The sequence below is a fragment of the Nitrospirota bacterium genome (assembly GCA_016180645.1).
GTDB lineage: Bacteria > JACPQY01 > JACPQY01 > JACPQY01 > JACPQY01 > JACPAV01.
In genome coordinates this window covers 22,430-44,256 of sequence record JACPAV010000040.1, presented here as the reverse complement: position 1 = coordinate 44,256, position 21,827 = coordinate 22,430, and the positions used below count along the sequence as shown (strand labels likewise).

Genomic DNA, 21,827 nt, shown 5'->3' with positions numbered 1-21,827 from the left:
TATCGCCCTTACGTATCGATGTCATGCCATGATGCAAACACGTCACTGCTGACGAATGCGGGAGCATGAAGAGACTTGCACGATCGCGAAAAGGCGAATACGTTTCCGGTCATCCAAACATGATCTCCCCAAAGGAAGGTCCCGACTCGATTCCATTCCGCGAAGCGTTTCGATACTGGCTGAGATTGGGATTTGTGAATTTCGGCGGGCCGGCAGGGCAGATTGCGATGATGCACCGCGATCTGGTCATCCAGCGGCGATGGATCACGGAGGATCGCTTTCTCCATGCCCTGAACTACTGCATGCTTCTACCCGGTCCCGAAGCGCAGCAACTGGCGATCTACATCGGTTGGCTACTCCACGGATACAAAGGCGGCGTGGTGGCGGGGGCGTTCTTCGTTCTTCCGTCCGTGTTCGTTCTTCTGGCCCTGAGTTGGGTCTATACGACCTGGGGCGCCGTCGGATGGGTGGCGGCCTTTTTCTACGGACTCAAACCCGCGGTGGTGGCGGTGGTGGCGGAGGCGGTGCTTCGGATCGGGCGGCGCGCCCTCGTTCGACGATATCTTTGGGCGGTGGCGGGCGTCTCCTTCCTGTCGCTCCACTTCCTCCACGTTCCCTTCCCGCTCCTAATTCTCGGCGCCGCCGCTCTCGGAATCCTTGCCGATCGAACCGGATTCGGATTGCGGATTCAACCGCCGGTCGGCCACGCAGGTTCGGGAGCCGACCCCGCGGCAGAAACTCATCTCCCTAAGCGATCCACGTGGGAGTCCCTCCTGGCACCGGTCATCTGCCTCCTGCTCTGGATGGCGCCGCTCGCGGCCGTTTGGGCGATTTCGCCCGCCTCCGACGTCTTCCTCAATATCGGAATCTTCTTCAGCAAGGCCGCGATGGTCACGTTCGGCGGCGCATACGCGGTGCTCTCGTACATCTCGCGGATGGCTGTGGAACACTACGCGTGGCTTGAGCCGGCACAGATGATCGACGGTCTCGGCCTCGCTGAGAGTACGCCGGGTCCTCTCATCATGGTGACGCAGTTCGTGGGCTTCCTGGCGGCGTGGAACTATCCCGGACATCTCCCCCCTTCACTGGCCGGAGTGCTTGGGGGGCTGCTCACCACGTGGGTCACATTCCTCCCTTCGTTCCTGTGGATTTTTCTCGGTGCCCATTACATCGAGGAGCTGAGAGGGGTAAGGTGGTTGCATTCCGCCCTCACATTTGTGACGGCGGCTGTCGTCGGGGTGATCCTCAGCCTGGCCGTTTTTTTCGCCCGCCATACGCTCTTCCCCTCATTGGATCGTCCGGACGCCGCTGGGATTTTTCTGGCCATCGCGGCTTTCACCTCGCTGGTACGGTTCCGAAGTCCGATGATCCCCACACTCGCCGTCTCCTCGGCCCTCGGCATGATCTGGAAACTCGCGGCGGCGTAGACGCGGCGTCAGAACTTGCCCAGCTCGGGAGGGTCCAGGCCCAGGAGCGCCCGGCGGGCGATGGACCAGGTTTCCATCATGAGGCGGCGACTGTCGGCAGCGGAGTCACACAACCACCGGATGACGAGATCGCCGGTTCGGGCCGTCGAAACGCCCCCAATCCAAGGCGGTCGCACATCGCCACCGTCACCCTCCCCAAGGACCGGACCGAGCGATCGCGCCAGCAGGGGTAGCGTCTCACCTTGTCCGTCGGCGACGAATCCCAGACCTGCATAGGAATACCCTTCCATGAGAGTTTCGATTTCCGCGCCGGCTTCCCGCGGCCGAACATCCCAGGTCTCGATCAGGAGCGGTTCGTCGCCGCGCAGGATCACGACCCTCTGTTGCCACCGTTCGTAGCGATGCCGTTCCCCTGAAGCGACCCGGCCCACCGAATGAAGCGCAAAGAAGATGAGGCGGGATGAAGGAGCGATCTCCACCTTCACGTCTTGTCGTGTATTGGCCCCCGCAAAGACGATTTGGGGTTCCGGGATCCATTCCAGGATCCCACCGTCATCAACACGCAACAGCGTCTGCTCGCTGGCGGCAGCCTGTCGTTGCGATCCGTACTTGGAGGCCGACACGCCGGTGATGACGGCATGCGCTCCAGGGTGGACTCGATAGTTGTATGTGTGCTCGTCACCCCCAAGCAGGACTCCCGCCTGATTGGAGGTGTAGAGGATGCAGCCGTTCGGACCGTCGGTCCAGTTGGCCGTTAGCGGAGGTTCTTGGCGGATCTTCGGGATCGTTTTCCCATCGAGTCCGGCCTCAAACGTGGCGGTGAGAACGGCCTTCATGCGCGTGCGCTTCGTCCATTGCCCAGGGGCGTTGAGCCGGCAGCGTTTTGAGCCAGTGCATCAACCATTCGAGCACCCGATCCATGTGCTCACCCGTCATGAGGTTCGTAAAGATGAAGGGACGGCCCTTCCGCACGGCCTCGGAATCTCGCCGCATGACCTCCAAGTCCGCTCGGACGTACGGCGCGAGATCGATTTTGTTGATGATCAACAGATCGCAGAGGACGACGCCGGGACCCTTTTTCCTCGGAATTTTGTCACCCTCCGCCACGTCGATCACGTAGATGAATCCATCCACCAGTTCCGGTGAAAATGTCGCGGCCAAGTTGTCTCCCCCGCTCTCGATCAGAATCAGGTCCAGTTTCGAGTGGCGGTGGAGCAATTCGTGAACGGCATCCATGTTCGGAGAAACATCCTCCCTCACGGCGCTATGGGGGCAGCCGCCGGTTTCGACGCCGATGATGCGATCGGCCGAGAGGGCATTGTTTCGCACGAGGAACTCCTGGTCCTCCCGCGTATACAGATCGTTCGTGATGACCGCGAGGCTGAGCTGGTCCCTGACGGCCTTGCAGATTTGAAGCGTCAGGGCGGTTTTTCCCGCGCCCACCGGGCCGCCGATCCCCAATCGCCGTACGGGTGAATGGGAATGCGTCACCATCAACTCCTGAAGATTCTCATATCGAGTCGTTCATGCTCCATCGCTCGGATGTCCATCGCGCCCGGAAAATCGGAGATTTCATCTTCAGCGGTCGGAAGGGGAAGCGTCGCGAAAGTCCGGAGCACATTGGAAAGAACGATTTGCCCCTCGGTCTGGCCCAGCGGAATCAAGCGGACGGCGCACGAGATTCGGGCCGCCATGTGGCTGTAAACGTAGGCAGCCGCGGTGGCATCGAACGGCAGCCCAAATAGCGCAGCGGAGGCGGCGAACACGACGATCCACTGGCCGTCCATGAGCCGCTGGTCCACACTGTCTGAAAGTTCGCCGGCCACCGACCCACCGGAAGAATCCCGGACGAGTGCCAGCAAGGCCCGGCCCATTTGGCCGTTGGCTCGACGAACCTCGGTTGGAACCTGCCGCGCAGAAATCTCATGATCCACGGCGATCAGCTCCTTGACCCGCCCCTCCTTCGCCGATTCGAAGGACCGGCGGAGCAGGCCTAGATCCCCCCGGAGGAGGCGCAGACGGAGTTCGGCCCTGAGCAGGCTGTCCAACGCCGGGGCATTTCGAAGCAGACCTCTGGCGATGAGCGTTTCGATCCCGAAGGAATGCGCGAAGGCGCCCACGGGGAGCGCCGAGTCGGACAGCCGCAGGAGCTGAAGGAGGGCCACCCGATCGAGAGGCTCCATGCGTGATCAGAAAAGGAAATAGCGCTGCGCCAGGGGAAGACTCGCGGCAGGCTCGCACGTCAGGTGTTCGCCGTCGGCACGGACTTCATACGTTTCGGGGTTTATCTCCATCTTGGGAAGCACGTCGTTCAGCACCATGGATTTCTTGGTGAGTTTCCGGACCGACCCGATGGGTCGCACGGTTTTTTCGAGTCTCAACTTCCTGTGGAGACCCCGTTTCCAAGCCTGCTTGGAAAGAAACATGATGGAGGATCGTGGAGAGGCCAGCCCAAATCCGCCGAACATCGGTCTTCCCCAGACGGGTTCCGGAGTCGGAATGGAGGCGTTGGAATCTCCCATCTGACACCACGCAATGAATCCCCCCTTGAACACCAATTCCGGTTTAATCCCGAAGAAGGCCGGCTTCCATAGCACAAGGTCCGCCCATTTTCCCACCCCCACACTACCCACGTACCGGTCGATCCCGTGGGCGATGGCGGGATTGATCGTATACTTGGCCACGTATCGACGGACTCGGAAGTTATCGTTCTCCGCTTTGTCTTGCGGAAGATTTCCGCGCTGGACTTTCATCTTGTGCGCGGTCTGCCACGTGCGGGTGATCACTTCGCCGACGCGCCCCATGGCCTGCGAGTCGGACGACATCATGCTGATCGCCCCGAGATCGTGCAGGATATCCTCGGCGGCGATGGTTTCCTCGCGGATCCGGGAATCGGCGAAGGCGATGTCTTCGGGGAGATTCGGATCGAGGTGGTGGCAGACCATCAGCATGTCCCGATGTTCGGCGATGGTGTTCACCGTAAGCGGGCGCGTTGGATTGGTGGATGAAGGGAGCACGTTTTTCTCCCCGCAGACCTTGAGGATGTCCGGCGCGTGCCCTCCCCCTGCCCCTTCCGTGTGATACGTGTGGATCGTGCGTCCCTTGAACGCCGCGATCGTATCCTCGACGAACCCCGATTCGTTCAGGGTGTCCGTATGAATGGCAACCTGAACGTCCATTTCGTCGGCCACGGAAAGGCAGGTATCGATGGCCTGCGGCGTCGTCCCCCAATCCTCATGCAGCTTCAGTCCGATGGCGCCGCCCAAGATCTGTTCCCGCAGCGGTTCTTTTCCGGAAGCGTTGCCTTTGCCGAGAAACCCGAAGTTCATCGGCATCCCTTCCACGGATTCGATCATCTTGGCGATGTTCCACTCGCCGGGCGAACAGGTTGTGGCGCGGGTACCCGTGGCCGGACCCGTGCCCCCGCCGATGAGCGTCGTCAGTCCGGCATCGAGAGCGGTCTCCACAAGCTGCGGACAGATGAAGTGGATGTGCGTGTCAATTCCCCCCGCGGTCAGGATCATTCCGTCTCCATTGGTCACCTCGGTCGATGCGCCGATCACCAGGGCCGGATGAACGCCGTCCATGGTATCCGGGTTCCCGGCCTTCCCGATGGCCACGATGATCCCGCCACGAATTCCGACATCGGCCTTGACGATCCCCGAATGATCCAAGATGACGACGTTCGTAATAACGTGGTCTGGAGCGCCGCCCTTCCGCGTGGCTACCGCGGACTGACCCATGCCGTCACGCACGACCTTCCCGCCTCCAAACTTGGCCTCCTCACCCGGACGGGTAAGATCCCGCTCGATGGCGATCCAGAGGTCCGTGTCGCCGAGACGAATTCGGTCACCCACGGTGGGACCGTACATGGCGGCGAACCGTCCTCGGGAGATTCTCATGCGATGAACCCCCGCTTCCTCGCGCGGGCCATCGCCCGTGCTTTGGAGGCGCCTTCCGTCAGGCCGTTGAACCCACGGAGTCTTCGACGACCCTCGAAGGGGATCAACTCGATATCTTTTTCGTCGCCGGGTTCGAAACGCACGGCGGTTCCCGCTGGAATCGCGAGTCGCAGTCCAAACGCGTTTGCACGATCAAACTTCAGCGCGCGATTCACCTCGAAGAAGTGAAAATGGGAGCCGACTTGGATGGGGCGGTCACCGGTGTTGGCCACGCGCATCTTCGTGGTCGTCCTGCCCTGGTGGAGCTCGATTTCGCCGGATTGAGGGATGATCTCTCCTGGGACCATGGCGCTATCGGATGGGATGATGGACCGTGACCAGTTTCGTGCCGTCCTGAAACGTGGCTTCGACCTGCACCTCGGAAATCATCTCAGGCACCCCTTCGAGCACGTCCGGGCGCTTCAGCACTTGGGCGCCAAGCTCCATGAGATCGGCTACCGATTTTCCTTCGCGCGCCCCTTCGAGGATGGCGGAGGTGATCAACGCGACCGATTCGGGGTAGTTGAGTTTCAGTCCTCGGTTCCGGCGCTCTTTCGCCAATTGCGCAGCCACGTACACGAGGAGAAGCTCGCGATCTTTGACACCAAGATGCATTCTGCGTCCTATACCACGAGATGTTTTCGAACGACATCATCCGTGAGTCCGCCGATATCCCCCTCCGCGGTGATCGATCCTTTCTCCATCACGTAGAACCGGTCGGCCACACTCCGCACAAACGCCAGGTACTGCTCGACGAGAAGGATCGCCGTCTCACCACCCGCCTTGATTTTCTGGATGGCAGCCTTGATCTCGAGAATGATGGAGGGCTGAATCCCCTCCGTGGGCTCATCCAACAGGAGCACGCGGGGTCGGGTGGCCAGCGCGCGCGCGATCGCCAACTGTTGCTGTTGGCCGCCGCTCAAATCCCCTCCCCGCTTCTCAAGGAAGTTCTCCAGCATCGGAAATAACTGAAGGACGGCGTCCGGAACTTCCCTCTTCCGGATGCCGCGCGCTTCGAGGCCCAGGAGGATGTTCTCGCGGACCGTGAGGCTGGGGATGATCTCCCGTCCCTGCGGCGAGTAGCCAAGACCGAGCCGCGCCCGCTCGTAGGGTGGGCGCGAAGTGATATCCGTTCCCCCCAACCTGATCCGGCCGGATCGCGCGGGAAGCAGGCCCATCAGGGTTTTCAGGAAAGTCGTCTTTCCCACGCCATTTCGCCCCAGCAGGCAGACGACCTGGCCGGTTTCAACCCTCAGGCGCGCATCGTGCAGAACGTGGCTCTCCCCGTAGAAGACATTAAGTTCCGAGGCTTCCAGCACAGGACCTACTCCCTCCCGAGGTAGACTTCGATCACCCGCGGGTCCTCCTGGATTTTCTGCATGGGTCCCTCGCAAAGGACCGAGCCCTCATGGAGAACCGTGACCGTCCGGGCGAACTGCCGGACGAAGTGCATATCGTGCTCGATGACCAGCACCGAATGGCGCCGGGCCAGCCATTCAATGAGGCGGCCTGTGGCCTCGCGCTCGTCTCCCGTCATCCCAGCCACCGGCTCGTCGAGCAGAAGAACCTGCGGCTCCTGAGCGATCAACATGGCGATCTCGAGCCACTGTTTCTGTCCATGGGACAGAATGCCCGCCGACGAGGCTCGCATGTCGAGAAGACCGACCCGTTCCAGTATGGAGTCCACTTTTTCGCGTTCCGCCGGCGTGTATCGTGAAAAGAAAGTGGACCAGATCCGGCGGTCGCGCGTGAGAGACAGGCCGACGTTCTCGAATACCGTGTGGTCCGGGAAAATGGTGGGCGTCTGGAATTTTCTTCCGATCCCGTACTGGGCGATTTCGTATTCCCTGAGCGGCAGAAGATCGACATAATGGCTGAAGAGAACCCGGCCTTCAATTGGTTTGACCTTGCCGCACACCACGTCCAGGAGCGTCGTTTTTCCCGCTCCGTTCGGCCCGATCACGAAACGAAGCTCCCCTTTCCGCATGACAAAGTTGAGATTGTTGAGCGCCCGAAATCCCTCAAAGCTCACGGAGACGCCTTCCAGGTAGAGGATGGTCCCATCCGACCCTCCGGTGCGGGAATCGCCGGAACGGGGATCAGCGGGCATGAGGACCCGCCCCGATCGTGCCGGCGCGCCAGACTTCCATGAACGTCCTGAATCGTTCGAGCCATTTTGCGGCCTGGTTCGGCAGGCCCACGAGCCCTCTCGGGAAGAGAAGGACCACACCCACAAACAGCCCGCCTAAAACGAACGGCCAGAGCTCGGGATATTTCGCCGTCAGATAACTGCGCGCCGCATTGACCACGATCGCCCCGAGCACCGCGCCAAAGAGCGTTCCCCGGCCGCCCACGGCCACCCAGACGACGACTTCAAGCGACGGGAGCACGCCGATCTGATTCGGTGTGATGATTCCAACCTGGGGCACATACAACGCGCCCGCCACGCCGGCCAGAAGAGCGGCGATGGAGAAAGCGGCGACCTTGTACCCGGTGGTGGAGTACCCCGAGAACCGAAGGCGCGTCTCGGCATCCCTCACGGCGCGCAGGATCTGCCCGAACTTGGATCGGACCAGCAGCATGCACGCGAGCAGGGCGAATACGAGCGTCAGCGCCGTGACCACATAGAGACCCCTCTGCGTTGCAGGGGAAAGCAGCGAGAAACCGAGCAACATCTTGTAGTCGGTCAGACCGTTGGTCCCGCCGAGGGCCATTTCGTTCCGGTTGAACAGAAGCCAGGTTGCAAACGCCAGCGCCTGCGTCAGGATACTCACGTACACACCGCGGATCCTCGTCCGGAACGTCAGGAACCCAAACACAAGCGCAAAGCACGTGGGGACCAGCAGGATACCCAGCACGGTATTCGGGAAGCTGTCGAACGGTTTCCAATGAAACGGCAGCTCCTTGATCTGGTTCCAAACCATGAAATCGGGAATGTTTTCCCCGTACTTTCCCTGCCCCACCATCTGTTGCATGAGATGCATGCCCATCGTGTATCCGCCCAGGCCGAGGAAGACCGCCTGGCCGAGGCTCAAAATGCCAGCGTACCCCCAGAGGAGGTCCATTCCGAGGGCGAGGATCGCCAGCGCCAGGTACTTCCCAAACAGGTTGAGATAGAAATCCGAGACGTACACGGCGGACGTTTTTGGCAGGAGGTTTAGAACAGGGATCACGATGACGACCGCGACGCCCGCAGTGACGCCGAGGGCCAGCTTCCGAGTCTGGGTGGGTGACAGAGTCATCCGTCCTTCTCGACCAGGCGGCCCTTGGGCGCAAAGATGCCCGATGGGCGCCTCTGGAGGAACAGAATGATCGCGCCGAGGATGGCGAGCTTGGCGTAGATGGAGCCGCCCGTCCCGCCGATGAGGGGCTCAAGGATCTTGGTCGTCACGCCGATACCGAGCGCCGCCGCCAGTGTGCCGGCGAGCTTGCCCACGCCGCCCACCACCACCACCATGAACGATTCCACGATGTAGTACTTACCCACTTCAGGATCAACCGTTCCGATCAGATTCAACGAGCAGCCGGCTAATCCGGCAAGACCCGCGCCGAGAGCAAACGTCCACCCATCGACCCTGCGTGTCGAGATGCCGAGGCACGCGCTCATGTCCCGGTTCTGCGTCACAGCGCGAATTCTCAGACCGAGCGGAGTTTTCGTCAGGAGAACATGGATCCCGAAAAGAGTGAGCCCACCCAGCCCCATGATGAAAATTCTCCCGTAGGGAAGGACCAGTCCGACCATGGGTTCGACCCCGCCCCTGAGCCAGGAGGGCGCGTTCACTCCCGTAAGATCGCCGAAATAAACGCGCGCGGCCTGCTGGAAGATCATGCTGACTCCCCACGTGGCGAGGAGCGTTTCGAGAGGCCGACCGTACAGAAATCGGATGACCGATTTCTCCAGCGCCCACCCTACGGCGCCTGCCACCATGAACGAAACCGGAAGGGCCGCCAGGAAATAATGATCGTGCATGGCCGGGGGAAGGTGGGCCGCGAACCACTCCTGGAGGACGAACCCCACGTATCCGCCGATCATCATCATTTCTCCATGGGCCATGTTGATCACGCCCATAAGGCCGAACGTGATCGCCAGGCCCAAGCCCATCATGAGTAGAATCGAGCCGAGGCTGATGCCGTTAAAGACCGTTCCGACTGCAATCGACAATCCCTGCCGACCTTCAATCCTTCGAACAGCCGACTCCAGAGCGGCTCGGACGGCAGGGTCCTTTTCTTTCAACTCGCCATTCAAAAGTCCCTTCATCCTCGACAATGCCTGAAGCCCAATCATCCTCCCCAATTCCTCCGCCGACTTCCGGCGGACTTGTGGATCCGGGCTCTGCAGCCGGATTTGGTGGACCGCTTCATGGAGGGCGTGCCTCGCCCACCGATCTTTTTCTTTCTCCAGCGCGTGCAGGAGAACGGGGAGGGCCGAGTCATCTTCTTCGTTTCCGATCTTGGTTGCCGCGGCTCGGTGAAAAGCGGGGTCTGCGTCGAAAAGCTTCAGCCGTTCCAAGGCCGACTTGACCAATCGCCGGGCATCGGCGGAAGGGAGCGAAAGCCGGGAAAGGTGTTCCTCTTGCGCGAGGGCCTCCATGCTCGAACCGTCGAGACGACTCAGAACCTCCCCGGAAATCGGCTCTCGGAGGACAAGCCACTCGACGCCCTGCTCGTCCACCGGTTTATCGACCACCACAAGGCGAACAATTCCCGGCGCGAATTCCCAGCGGTACGCGGCGCCCTCCTCCATGGCCCGCAGAAGAGGCAGAGAGGCAGGGTCCCCGAGGTCGCGCAGCTCCATCACGGCCGCCATTTGAACGGTCGGGTCGTCGCTCCGAATTCGCTCCGCGGCATCCGCCAGGCGGCTGTCGGCGAAGGCGTGGGGAAGAAGGGATAGGAATCCCGAGAGAACTGCCAGGGAAAAGGAGACAACGCGCCGTGCATTCATGAAGAGCGAGGTCGCCTTCCGCCCGTGCTCAGCGCGGCGCCTGACTCCCATCGTTCGGCCCCCTTCCATGTAGGAACGCGTCTGCGGGCCGGGCGACGGTCGCCCACCCGCAGACGCGGAGGTGCTCACAAACCGAAGGTCTACTCGATCGGCTTTACGTTTGCGTCGAGATAAATCTTCTCGCCGCCGACCACGTCAAAGGTCCCCTTCCCGCCGTTGCTCCAATCGCATCCCCGTTCGGGATAGGTGTATTCGCTCCAGGGAACGGCATCCACGAGACCCTTGCTCTGCCAGATGATCTCGAACTGCCCATCCGCCAGGATCCGCCCGATGTAGGCGGGCTTCGACGTGTGGTGGTTCTTTCGATCCACGACGATCTCGCCGGCCGGCGTGTCGAGTTTGAGACTCGGGAGCGCCTTGAGCACGGCGTCCACGTCCGTCGTTCCCGCCTTCTCCACCGCCGCTTTCCAGAGATAGATCTCGTAGTACGACCACACGATGGGGTCGTCCGTCACGCGCTTCGCGCCGCCAGGGAGTTTGTTCTTCGCGGCGTAGGCTTTGAAGTTTTTCACGAACTCCTTGTTGGCCGGCGAGTCGATGGATTGAAAGTAGTTCCACGCGGCCAAGTGCCCCACGAGCGGCTTCGTGTCCAATCCGCGAAGTTCGTCTTCAGCCACGCTGTACGAGATGACCGGGCAGTTGTCCGCCGTCACTCCCTGGTTGGCCAACTCTTTGAAGAAGGCCACGTTGCTGTCGCCGTTGATCGTGTTGATCACGCCGGCATCGCCGCCCGCGCAGAAGCGCTTAATCTTGGCGATGATCGTCTGGTAGTCTTGGTGATGGAACGGCGTGTACTCCTCCATGATGTTCTTGGCGGGAACCCCCTTGGCCAGGAGCATCGCACGGAGCACCTTATTCGTGGTGCGCGGATAGACGTAGTCCGTCCCAATGAGGTAGTACTTCTTTTTCTGGCCGCCGTCCTTGCTCATGAAGTAGTCCACCCCGATCGTACCCTGCTGATTGATCGCGGCGCCCGTGTAGATGACGTTGCGGGAACACTCTTCACCCTCGTATTGAACGGGGTAGAAAAGCAGGCCGTTGTTTTTCTCGAAAACCGGCAGGACCGATTTCCGGCTGACGGACGTCCAGCATCCGAACACCGTGGCCACCTTGTCTTGGAGCAGGAGCTTCTTGGCCTTCTCCGCGAACAGGTCCCAGTTCGACGCCGGGTCTTCAATCACCGGCTTGATCGGGCAGCCGAGCACGCCGCCCTTCGCATTGATTTCGTCGATCGCCATCATGCGGACGTCGCGGAGCGACACTTCGCTGATGGCCATCGTGCCGCTGAGCGAGTGCAGGATGCCCACCTTGATCGGGCACGTGGGCTTTCCGGCCGCCTGGGCCTCACGACCCACGCCGGACAGCGTGGTCATCGAAATCGCCGCCAGCGCCGCGATTCCCCCGATCATCGCCCTCATTTTTCTACCTGTCTGTTGCATGTTCATTCTGAATCCTCCTTATTGATATCGATCAAAAGCTGTAGAAGCCGGAAAGCATGACCTGTTGGCCGGCGTAGCTCTTCGTATCGCCCACCCAAGACGTCATCGCCTGGGTCACTTCGCCGCCGACCTTGAATCCCTTATAGATGTGCTTCACGACATTCCCAAAGATGCGCTGATTGACGGTGTACTGACCGCCCGCCGAGCCTTTGAGATCGTCATTCTTGGGGTTGTCATGCCCGTACCCCAGCGCAAACGTCCAATCGTCCATCGGGTAGACCACGTTGGCCCATCCCACGATCGTCATGACCGGATCCTTTCCGTTCATGGCCTGGCCGAACCGAAAGAACTCGTTGCCGAGTCCCGCTCCGAGACCCAACTCTCCGGACAGGGTCACCGGTCCGGCAGGCAATGACACCTCGGTTCCCACGAGGTACGAGGTGGCCCCCTCTTCCTTTCCACCCGCATCGACCTTGAACGATCGGAAGGCGGCGGAAAGCGCAAACAGCCCTGAGCCGGTGTAGGCCGCGCGGGCGCCGACATACGGCAGAAGGCTTGGATCGGTGAACCCACTCCGCTCGTTCCTGAACAGCGTCCCCAGGACCTCAAAGGTGTCACTCGCCTTGTGCCGGTAGGTGATTTGGGGAAGACGAATCCACAGATTGCCCCCGTAGCCCATGATGGAGAAATCCATGGCAGCCGGATGGGAGGACATGATGGGAAGCCAATCCTGGCCGAGCGTCACCCGGCCGTTCTCCGTCGTGAGATCGATGTAGCCGAGTCTCAAGCGTGGCGCGATCAACCCGATTCCATCGCTGCCGTAGAAATCGAACTCCCCCACGGCTTTCAGTCCCTCGTGCTCGGCCTTGATGCCAAGAAGGGTGAACCGTGGATTGAAGGTGGATGTGGCCTTGTCGCCCTTGACGGTGATCGGGGCCCCCGTCGTGCTATCCGTCTTCCCCGTGGGAATTGCGTCCGGCGCCGCCGCCGTCAGATATCCGTTGAACTGATTCGGATCGAGTGGATTGGTATTCCGAGTGCTATAGACCGCGTCGAACTCGACCAAACCATAAGGGGTCACCGTGGGCTTGTCATCCGCGCGGGCCGCGGCCTGTGGGCCCAGCCAGAGCATCAGTGCGGCCGCGGACACGGCGGCGCGGTGGGGCCGTGGGAAAAACCGTGAAATGTTCATTCGTCCTCCTTTACAAAAATCCCAGTCTTAACGCATTGCGTCATAAGTGCTCCCTGTCATACGCAACGGTCGTGCCACTGGAACTGAAGGGAAATCACGGTCATGGCGATGAAATCGGTCCCGAATCGTTTCGTCGTTTCTACGGGAGCAGGAACCCGCAGGAAGATCGCGGGATTCAGGATTGATTCCCGCCTTCGCGGGAACGACGATGGATTAGAAGTCGGTCGACCCGGTCCGTCTGGAGCGGGCAACGGTGACCCAGCTTGTTGCACAATATTGTACAAGAGGTACACTCTTGCGCCGCGAGTACATTGAACGATGCGATCTCAAATTGAAGCGCCCGCCCTGACGTCCATTCCCAAGGCCGCCCGGAGGGTGATCGAGCGCAGTCGAACCAACGAGCTCGAGATTCTCTATGAAATCAGCAAAGCCTTCCGGCTCGATCTCCCACCCCACGAGCAGATCCGGAGAGGGCTCCATGTCCTGTGCCAGATGCTGGGGCATCCTCGCGCGGTATTCATCGAGCAGGATCCCACCACGGGAAATCTGCGGGTCGCGGCCGGCTACGGTCTCACCCCGGATGAGAAAGCGAAAGGCAAATTCACGCCCGGCCACGGATTGGTGGGGAAGGCGTTCGACAACGGTGGCCCATTTGTTGCGGGCGTGTCCCGGCTGAAGGCCGAATCCACGGTATGGAACCGGCTTCGGCAGGGAACGGACGAGGCGGAGACATGTTTTCTATTTGTGCCCGTGAAGTCGGCAAGCCGGATTCTGGGTCTGCTGGGGGTGGAGTATGACGCCGCTTCGCGTGAAACGGTTTGGGAGCTGAGCCGGCTCCTGTATACGATGGCCAATCTTTGGGGCAAGTTGCTGGCGGCCTTCAGCGGCGTTGCGGTTCCCGCTTCGATGGTCAAGCTCCTCTCCCCCGGCGTGAAGGGCGATTCGAATCGGCTGATCGCGGACAGTCCCGCGATGAAGCCGATCATCGAGATGGTTCACCGGGTCAGCCGCGTCAAGACGGCCGTTCTGATCCGCGGCGAGAGCGGGACCGGCAAGGAGTTGATCGCGCGGATGCTGCACGGTGCAGGGACTCCATCACGCTTCCTTCCACCGTCCTCGCAGCGGAGCAAGGAGGGTGGCGCGGGGCGTTCCGCCCGCGGCCCCTTCGTCAAGGTGGTCTGTGCTTCCATCCCGGAAACTCTTTTCGAAAGCGAGCTGTTCGGCCATGAGAAGGGTTCTTTCACGGGGGCGGTGAAGGACAAACCGGGCCTGGTCGAGACGGCCGCAGGAGGAACGCTCTTTCTGGATGAGATCGGGGATGTGCCACTGTCTGTGCAGGTCAAATTACTTCGGCTGCTCCAGGATCGCACGTTCGAGCGCGTGGGTGGAACGCGGACGATCCGGGTGGACGCACGGATCATCGCGGCGACGAACCAGCCTCTGGAGGAAATGGTTCGGAAAGGGACGTTCAGAGAGGATCTCTTCTATCGCCTCAACGTCGTTCCCATTACTCTACCTCCCTTGCGCGAACGGCGTGAGGACATCGGCCGGCTGGCCGCCTTCTTCACCGATCGGGCCGGTGAGGAGCACGGCAAGGCGGTCTCGCTCACTCCTGAGTCGATTGAAGCCCTGCGGGCCTATGGATGGCCGGGAAACGTCCGTGAACTGGAGAACTTTGTCGAGCGTCTTGTGATCCTCTCTCCGGGCGGACCCGTGAGGCCGGAGAATTTCCTGCTTCCCACGGCGCCGGTCCACATGGCGCATCCGATCGCCGTCCCCGAAGCGGAGCGGAGTGGGGCGGCGCCGGCTGAAATCGTTTACAGGGGGAGGCCGGAAGTCACCGCAAGCCTGCCGATTTCTGATGGAGAGCTGACACTGAAGAAGATCGAACGGGCCAAGATCATCGAGGCGATGACCCTGGCGGGCGGGATTCAGAAAAAGGCGGCCAAGCTCCTCGGATTGAGCCGCCGCCAGCTCGGCTATCGCCTGCGCCAGTTGCAGATCAAACGCGACACCCTTTCGTTCAAGTAGTGCAGGGGCAACCGTTCAACCGCTCACCCCACCCCTCTCCCACGAGAGAAGAGGGAGAACATCCCCCCCCGCTAGCGCCGAACCCGTCTCGCCGTCCGCAATCCGATTCCGGGGCCGGAGCGCAATATCTAGTGGGCATGGCGCGACCCACCTCAAGAGGGCGCGCCCCATTTTCATCGTTCGCGGGTGGCCATTCGGCCATGACGACTGACCCCAAGCATGCACGGGTTCAGGGCAAGTCGACGACTGGCACGGGTGTCATGCGATTGATGGTTGTGCCGTCCCCGAGTTGCCCCACTTGATTGTTGCCCCAACACATCACTTGCCCTGATTGGGTCAGCGCACAGGTGTGGGCCAGACCCACGGCAACGGTGGACACAGGATACTCCAAGACCACAGGGACAGGCGCCGCTTGAAAAACCTGGGATCCGTCTCCAACTTCCCCCGACTCATTGGCTCCCCAGCATTTCATAGACCTGTTCGTCAACACGGCGCAGACGTGAGTAAACCCCCCCGAAATCGACTGGACACCGTCCAGCACGGTTCTCACCTTTCCAGGCGCAGTACCGGGTGGTAGCCGGCCTGATGGAATATCCCCCCAGCATTTCACCGTCCCACTGGCGGTGAGGGCGCACGTGTGGAGGTCTCCGGCGTCGACGGCTACTGCGTCATCCACTCCACTGACTTGCACGGCACCTGAGCGCTCAGCCGTGGTCCCATCCCCGAGCTGGCCGTATAAGTTCCATCCCCAGCAGCGAACCGTTCGATCGGCAAACACCGCACACGTGTGCGTCCCACCCGCGCTGACCGAGGTCACCGTACCGCTGCCGATCTTGGCCTCAACAGGAGTGAGGCTGCAAGCGTCAGAGTACATGCAGATCTGCGGACCCACTTTCCCTGATCCGGCCCCAAGTTCGCCCGCTACATTACTCCCCCAGCAACTGACCGCACCGTCCGCCGTGAGAGCGCAGGTGTGATCTCCTCCCGCAGCGATTTGTACCACATTGTTGACCCCTTTCACCATCATGGGAGTATCAGCTAGAGGGAAAGCACCAAGCCCCAACTGCCCGAAGTCATTGTCCCCCCAACATCGAATCTCCCCCTTGTGCAAGAGAGCGCAGGTGTGGAAACCGCCCAAAGACACAGCAGAGGCGCCGGTCAAGCTGGATACCTCTATAGGCGTCAAAGATCCATCCGGACGAGTGCCATTTCCCAGTTGTCCGATGCGGTTTTCACCCCAGCATCTCACAGTTCCATCGGACAACAAGGCGCACGTTGTGCCGCTGCCGGCCGAAATGCTTCTCACAACCGCAGTCGGGATCGTGCGCGCGCTTCTCTCGACGGTGTTGTCGTCGAGGTTCCCCGCCTCATCGCGCGCCCGAACGACGAGGTAATATCTCGTCCCCTGATTGAGACCCGAGACCGTGAAATCGAATGCCCCAGGAGGGGTCGTCTGAAGGTCCGAGAACTCGGAACACTTTCCGGGGGCCGTGGATTGGCAGAGGTCGTAGACGATTCGTTCCGGTGGGGTCGTATCGTCCGTTGCCGGTTCCCAGGAAAGTTCGATCTCCGAGGTGGAAATTGCAGTGGCGGTAGCGAGGCCTGTGAACTTGGGAGGCGTGGTATCCTTCTGTACCTGGCAACCGGTTGAGGCGCCTATGACCGCAGTCGCAAAGAGCAGATTTCGAACACCGAAGAAGCCAACCATGCCACCGGCCCCACCCGCAGGATTCTACCGCAGCAGCCCCATCATCCGCTCGAACAACCCGACTGACCCAGGAACCTCCGACGCGCTTGTTCCGCCAGCGTTCGGAGAGCTAGTTTCCGTCGGACTAGAGGCGACGGGCGGAGCAATCTTGATCGGTTGCGGGCATGACGGCGGAGTAGTTGTTGAACAGCACCAGATTTCACGGCTGCTAGGCGCTTGGGTCGTTGTTTTGGACCCCGCTGTCCCAGCCGCCGCGGCTGCACATTGGGTCAATTGAGAGGTGGTGAAAGGCCCACTCTTGGATCCATCGTCGCACTCGATGGTAAACGCTCCACCCGCCCGAATGTCGCCTTCAAATAGGTAGCGGAACGATTGAGACCCCAGTGTAATCCGATGTTCGGATGTGCTTACGAAGCGCGATTTGTAGCATGCGGTGCCGTCGGAAAGTATCAGTTCGAGCTCCGGCTGGCTGTACCCGGTCAGCTTGGCGCCATCGGGCCACACACAGGTGTTTCGATCCGCTTGGAGGATTCCGCAGCCCGAGACGGACTCAGGACAGGTGCCCTCGTGCTTCCAACAGCGTGGCAGCGCGTCGGTGGCCTCCGACATCTTGCGAAAGCAAGCCATCTCCTCCTCCGTCGGACAGATCACGGGAGCAACAGGCCCGCTACTTTCATTGTTTTCACATGAAGCCATTCCTAGCCCAGCACAAATGACAACGGCCCGGATCGCCGTTCGCATTTCTATTCTGTTCATATTAACGCCTCCGCGACTGGTTCAGTTGGGACACTGCCGATGAATAGCCAATTGGCACAGGGCCGTGGTGCAACACGTATCACGGTATTCATCATGGTCAGGCTCCGTAAAACAGCCACTTTCAACGCAATTCGGGTCGATGATCGGAGATGGACAGGTGTTAAAGCACACTCTTCGACCGGAAACCCGGATGATCTCGTAGTCGACGCACCCGTCGCAATCATTGTCGACATCATCACAGACCTCCGGGTGAGACGTCCCCTCATCCACAAGTCCGTCGCAATTGTCGTCTTGGCCGTTGCGGTCTGCACAAGTAGATCCCTCGGAGCGCGAACCAGGCCAAACATCAGCCCAGCAAATGTATCCGAAGAGCCAGCCGCACGAAACCACTCCCGTGGAGCAGATGCCGGGGTATCCTGTGCTGCACTGAGTGCCGCTGATCCCTTCGTCCACCTGACCATCGCAGTTGTTGTCCAAACCGTCGCAGATCTCGGTATTCCCGGGGTACCGCGCGGGGTTCTTGTCATCGCAGTCAGGGGGTAATGCACACAGGGCTACAGGGTCGTTATCCTCGTTGCCTTCGTCCGTCTGTCTGTCGCAGTCATCGTCCTGGTGGTTGCAGACCTCTGTCTGGGCTGTCACCTGCCCGGGGCAACCGGTGCTGATATCCACCCACGTGCCTGCCGAGCACTGCTGAGTTTTCCATCCGTACTTGCAGATGCCGACTCCGGGTGTCCCCTGGCCGTCAAAACAACTCAGGAGTCGGCCCCACGGCTGAGTGTTGTTCGGATCGTCGTCCACAAGACCGTCGCAATCATTGTCCTTGTTGTCGCATTCTTCCGGAGTGGGATCCCCCGGCTTGGCGTTGCAGACGACTCCCGTATGCTCGCTGTTGCACACGTTGACCCCGTCTTTCTTGCACTCACCGATGCCGGCCGAGCAACCCTTCCCCTTGTCCGGGAAGGTTTCATCGATCGCGCTGTCACAGTCGTCATCGATATCATTGCAGCGCTCCGACGCCCCGGGGTTGATGTCGCAGTTGGAATCGTCGCAATCGAGCTGGGACTGGGCTGGGGAATAGGGCGCGTTGCCCCGGAATTTCCTGCAGCCCTCGGGCGGCTTGACCTCGACTCGCCTCACTTTGCAGTCAACGATGGGATCGAAGAGCCTCGTCACATCGCCGTATCCATCTCCATCCGCATCCGGAAGTGAACGTACGTCTTCCACCGGTGTTTCCACGATGATGGCGTTCCACCACCAGTAGTCCCCAAAATCCTTGCCCACCCTCTGCAAGGACACGGAGTAACCATCGGGTTGCACCAGATACACGAACTCTTGATCCGGCGAAAAAATGTCCTTTATCCGACAATCCTCACCCGAGCCGATGAACCTTTCCATTACGCCAACCTGAAGAAAGGATTGGCCATGCGCCACATCCTTTGGAGCGTCTGCCACCGCACTGGCGACAAGAATCGAAGGGCCTTCACCGGCATCAATCCTGTTCTTCATCGCATCAAAATTGGATTCAGAGGTGGGAACTATCGTGGCGCGATACCCCAGAGCGCTGATTTCCTGCTGCAGAATCGCTGACAAGTCTGGCGCCCACCCGAGCACGGAGGGTTGACACTGGGCAAGGGCTTGGGGACAGTTCCTCCGGACGCAATCCAGGCACAGCCAACTGATGTTGGAAGCGCGGCAACTGCTGCTGCAAGCCCCGAATGCTCCGCGGCACCAAAAGAGATCAAAACAAAAGAGCCCGTTGGCCATCGTGCGCTTGTCGGCGAGATCTTCAATCGCAGTGCGCAACGACAGCCGGTTGGCGATATCGGCAGGGGCATCACCAGGATTGGAGGTGCACGGCCGACCCGTGTCGAATGGGATGCAGGTCGGTTCGAATTGGGCCGGGGGTTTCGGTCGGAATGTTTCCTCCGCGAAATATTCCAACAACTCGGTCATCACCGTAACCGCCCCGTGGACCTGAGCCACACCGGGAGTCCAATTGAACGTGTTGCTGAACACCCACCGAGGACCCGGGCGCGGCGCTGAGACCGTGGAGCCGCCGGGCTGCGCGGAGGACACCACCGGCCCCTCGCAGAGAGGGGCCGGCAGCGATGGTGGAGTCGACGCGCCAAACAGATGAGGCGTCAATCCCGTCGGGCCGAATGTGAAGGCGTCGAGTTGTCGATAGTGGATCGGCTTGTGGTCATTGAGATAGCCGCACCCTCCGGGCAACTGGCCGACCGTCCAAAGGTCATCCCGCCTCGGAGCCAAGGTTGACGACGACGCCTGTCGGACCAATTGACTCCTGAGCTGCTCCCATTCCGAAGCTCTCAAGGCGGTTCCTTCCGGGTCGCCGAGGTACTCCGAATAGGTTGCGAGGATGGCGCCAAGCATCGCGTCGGAAGCCACGACGATTGTTGGCGACGTGGGGTGCACAATGACATTGGATGCCGGCTGACCGTCCAGAATGAATTCGCCGAAATAGAAAAGGGGCGGGACAAATCGGGCGCCAACAAACCGGACATCTTGTCTTCCTTCTGCATGAAATTCCTTGATCGTGTCGTGGAGGCCGACCAAGAAGCCGGGAACACCCGTTGCCTCAATCAAAGTCGGAAAGTTCTCGCTGTTCCCGACAACGAGACTTACGATTCCTTCCGCCTCCAGTTCTTCAAGAACCGGGTTGATCTCGCCGAATTCAGCCTTGCGGTACAAATCGCGGATGCGTGAGATGTCCGAAAGGGCACGAGGATGGAGCAGGCTTCGAGGCGGTGTGAGAGATGCGGTCGAGCCGGCGCGATAAACAGAAATCGCAACTCCCGGTTCGCCGACAAGGTCTTGTAGCGGCGTCGTTGCAACCCACTCTACATCAGAACCAACCGTAGCTCCGTACAAGCTACTGAAAATAAGATCAGATCCCATCTGGGACATTCTCAGATTGTTGATCCGCAACGAGACATGGGACTCCAACTGACCGCCGACAAAAAGGAAACCATCAAGTTTCACGAATGGCTCTGCCTCTGGAGGAGAAGCCGCCTGTTTCTTTGGCGTGTCTTGCCCTTGACCCTTCCCCTGGCTGCCGGGGTCCTCCGGCTTGCCGTTGCCCTGAGAGCCGGGGTCGGAGGGTTGGCCACCACCGCCGGCGTTGGAGTTGCACGAGTTGCCGGGACAATCCGGCTTGCCGGCGCCGCCTGAATCTCCATCGCCTTCCGGTTCCTCACCGTCTCCCGCATCGGAAACATCGTCTTCGCCTACAAGTTTGAGATTGCCGCTCACGTGGACCTTTCCCGTGATGTGGGCGCGGTTGCGTTGGAAGGCGTTGCCGAGGACGACCAGGGAAAACTTGTCAGGCTTGTCGCGGATGGTGAGGACGCCGTTGTTCGAGAAATCGCGCTTGACGTAAACCCCGCCGTCGAACACGTCGAGCGCCTTGTTCGGGTTCCGAAAGTTCGTCTCGAACACGAGCGAATAGCCTTCAAGTTTCGATGGAACCTCTCCCTTGATCGCCCATGCGTCCTTGCCCTTGTCGGCTCCGCCGATGGTCTTGTACATCCATGTCGCTCCGGATGGGTCCGTGAAGAACTTCCCGGTAGAGGTTGAGATCAGCCCGCCCGTGGAATCCAGAATGTCCACTCGGCCGTCCGACATGAACTTGATCACCTTGTGCCCGGCTGTGAACTCCTCCAAAGTCGGAGGCGTTTGGCGAAGCTGCAACTGCTGAGGCACCCCGGAGATCGTTTCTTTCGCTTCGATCAGTCCCCCATCGGCGTTATCGACAACGTCCACCACGAGCTTGCCATCGGACTTGAATGAACTCCGATTCTTGAACGTTCGGCCGACGTAAGCGTCCGGTAGTGGCCCGTTGGCTCGGAACGGAGCGTAGGTAAGAAGATTCTCCATGACGATCAGGACAAATTCTTCCGGACGGAGGTCTCCCGTCTCCGCCCGGTCGGAGAGATCGGATCCCGGCTTTCCCTGACCTTTCTTGTCGCCCGCGCCGCTCGCCGCCTGCCCACCCGAAGTGCCCGTTGGATCGCCCTGAGAGTCTTCGGGCTTGCCTCTCGTGGCCGTCTGGGCGGCCCCGCCGTCCTTGGCTGTCGCACCTACTGATTGTGGATGTATCTGAGATTCAGGCTTCTCTTCGCGGCAGCCGAGAGAGAGAGAGAGAGAGTAGGAGAGTGACTGTTAGTGATTCGACTCCCCGTTTTGTAATCAGCACTTTTTCCTCTTTCAACCAACCTCCCGTATCACTGCCCCTCCTTGGGTCGGTTCGCTCCACCGATTTTTCGCATTAGGCAATTTGGCGTTTATCACACTCCTTTAATATCTGTCAA

At 60.4% G+C, this 21,827-nt stretch carries 16 protein-coding genes; 2 read left to right on the top strand and 14 right to left on the bottom strand.

Going from position 1 to position 21,827, the window contains the following annotated elements; translation table 11 throughout:
- Nucleotides 1-119: 119 nt before the first annotated feature.
- Nucleotides 120-1,427: a chromate efflux transporter gene (chrA, locus tag HYT87_18210; GenBank protein ID MBI2061678.1), complete on the top strand. Its 1,308-nt coding sequence runs from the start codon at nucleotides 120-122 to the stop codon at nucleotides 1,425-1,427.
- A gap of 8 nt (nucleotides 1,428-1,435) precedes the next feature.
- Here the strand turns inward: chrA and HYT87_18205 are convergent, their stop codons facing one another.
- From HYT87_18205 to HYT87_18150, 12 genes are all read right to left on the bottom strand, one after another.
- A complete protein-coding gene (locus tag HYT87_18205; GenBank protein ID MBI2061677.1) occupies nucleotides 1,436-2,263 on the bottom strand; it encodes an urease accessory protein UreD in 828 nt (275 codons plus the stop codon).
- A complete protein-coding gene (ureG, locus tag HYT87_18200; GenBank protein ID MBI2061676.1) occupies nucleotides 2,235-2,921 on the bottom strand; it encodes an urease accessory protein UreG in 687 nt (228 codons plus the stop codon). Before ureG ends, HYT87_18205 begins: the two co-directional genes overlap by 29 nt.
- Complete coding sequence (locus HYT87_18195; GenBank protein ID MBI2061675.1) at nucleotides 2,921-3,610, bottom strand: hypothetical protein; 690 nt, start codon at nucleotides 3,608-3,610, stop codon at nucleotides 2,921-2,923. The genes ureG and HYT87_18195 overlap by 1 nt, the downstream gene beginning before the upstream one ends.
- Before the next feature lie 6 nt (nucleotides 3,611-3,616).
- Complete coding sequence (gene ureC / locus HYT87_18190; protein ID MBI2061674.1) at nucleotides 3,617-5,329, bottom strand: urease subunit alpha; 1,713 nt, start codon at nucleotides 5,327-5,329, stop codon at nucleotides 3,617-3,619.
- Nucleotides 5,326-5,676, bottom strand: a complete 351-nt coding sequence (locus HYT87_18185) for an urease subunit beta (protein MBI2061673.1) — start codon at nucleotides 5,674-5,676, stop codon at nucleotides 5,326-5,328. The genes ureC and HYT87_18185 overlap by 4 nt, the downstream gene beginning before the upstream one ends.
- A 4-nt stretch (nucleotides 5,677-5,680) precedes the next feature.
- A complete protein-coding gene (locus HYT87_18180; protein ID MBI2061672.1) occupies nucleotides 5,681-5,983 on the bottom strand; it encodes an urease subunit gamma in 303 nt (100 codons plus the stop codon).
- Nucleotides 5,984-5,991: 8 nt separating this feature from the next.
- On the bottom strand, nucleotides 5,992-6,687 hold the full coding sequence (urtE, locus tag HYT87_18175; protein MBI2061671.1) for an urea ABC transporter ATP-binding subunit UrtE: 696 nt from the start codon (nucleotides 6,685-6,687) through the stop codon (nucleotides 5,992-5,994).
- Between the two features lie 5 nt (nucleotides 6,688-6,692).
- Nucleotides 6,693-7,478, bottom strand: a complete 786-nt coding sequence (urtD, locus tag HYT87_18170) for an urea ABC transporter ATP-binding protein UrtD (protein ID MBI2061670.1) — start codon at nucleotides 7,476-7,478, stop codon at nucleotides 6,693-6,695.
- Nucleotides 7,468-8,610, bottom strand: a complete 1,143-nt coding sequence (gene urtC / locus HYT87_18165) for an urea ABC transporter permease subunit UrtC (GenBank protein MBI2061669.1) — start codon at nucleotides 8,608-8,610, stop codon at nucleotides 7,468-7,470. The genes urtD and urtC overlap by 11 nt, the downstream gene beginning before the upstream one ends.
- Nucleotides 8,607-10,361 carry an urea ABC transporter permease subunit UrtB gene (gene urtB, locus HYT87_18160; protein ID MBI2061668.1) on the bottom strand — a complete coding sequence of 585 codons (1,755 nt, stop codon included), beginning with the start codon at nucleotides 10,359-10,361 and terminating at the stop codon, nucleotides 8,607-8,609. The genes urtC and urtB overlap by 4 nt, the downstream gene beginning before the upstream one ends.
- An 89-nt stretch (nucleotides 10,362-10,450) precedes the next feature.
- A complete protein-coding gene (gene urtA, locus HYT87_18155) occupies nucleotides 10,451-11,743 on the bottom strand; it encodes an urea ABC transporter substrate-binding protein (protein MBI2061667.1) in 1,293 nt (430 codons plus the stop codon).
- Nucleotides 11,744-11,840: 97 nt separating this feature from the next.
- Complete coding sequence (locus HYT87_18150; protein ID MBI2061666.1) at nucleotides 11,841-13,001, bottom strand: hypothetical protein; 1,161 nt, start codon at nucleotides 12,999-13,001, stop codon at nucleotides 11,841-11,843.
- 318 nt (nucleotides 13,002-13,319) lie between these two features.
- Between HYT87_18150 and HYT87_18145 the strand changes: the two genes are divergently transcribed.
- Nucleotides 13,320-15,032: a sigma 54-interacting transcriptional regulator gene (locus HYT87_18145; protein MBI2061665.1), complete on the top strand. Its 1,713-nt coding sequence runs from the start codon at nucleotides 13,320-13,322 to the stop codon at nucleotides 15,030-15,032.
- Nucleotides 15,033-15,261: 229 nt separating this feature from the next.
- Here HYT87_18145 and HYT87_18140 read toward each other — a convergent pair whose 3' ends face one another.
- Nucleotides 15,262-16,740 (bottom strand): hypothetical protein, encoded by a 1,479-nt coding sequence (locus HYT87_18140; protein ID MBI2061664.1) that lies wholly within the window; start codon nucleotides 16,738-16,740, stop codon nucleotides 15,262-15,264.
- 777 nt (nucleotides 16,741-17,517) lie between these two features.
- Nucleotides 17,518-21,393 (bottom strand): hypothetical protein, encoded by a 3,876-nt coding sequence (locus HYT87_18135; protein MBI2061663.1) that lies wholly within the window; start codon nucleotides 21,391-21,393, stop codon nucleotides 17,518-17,520.
- Nucleotides 21,394-21,827: the final 434 nt, after the last annotated feature.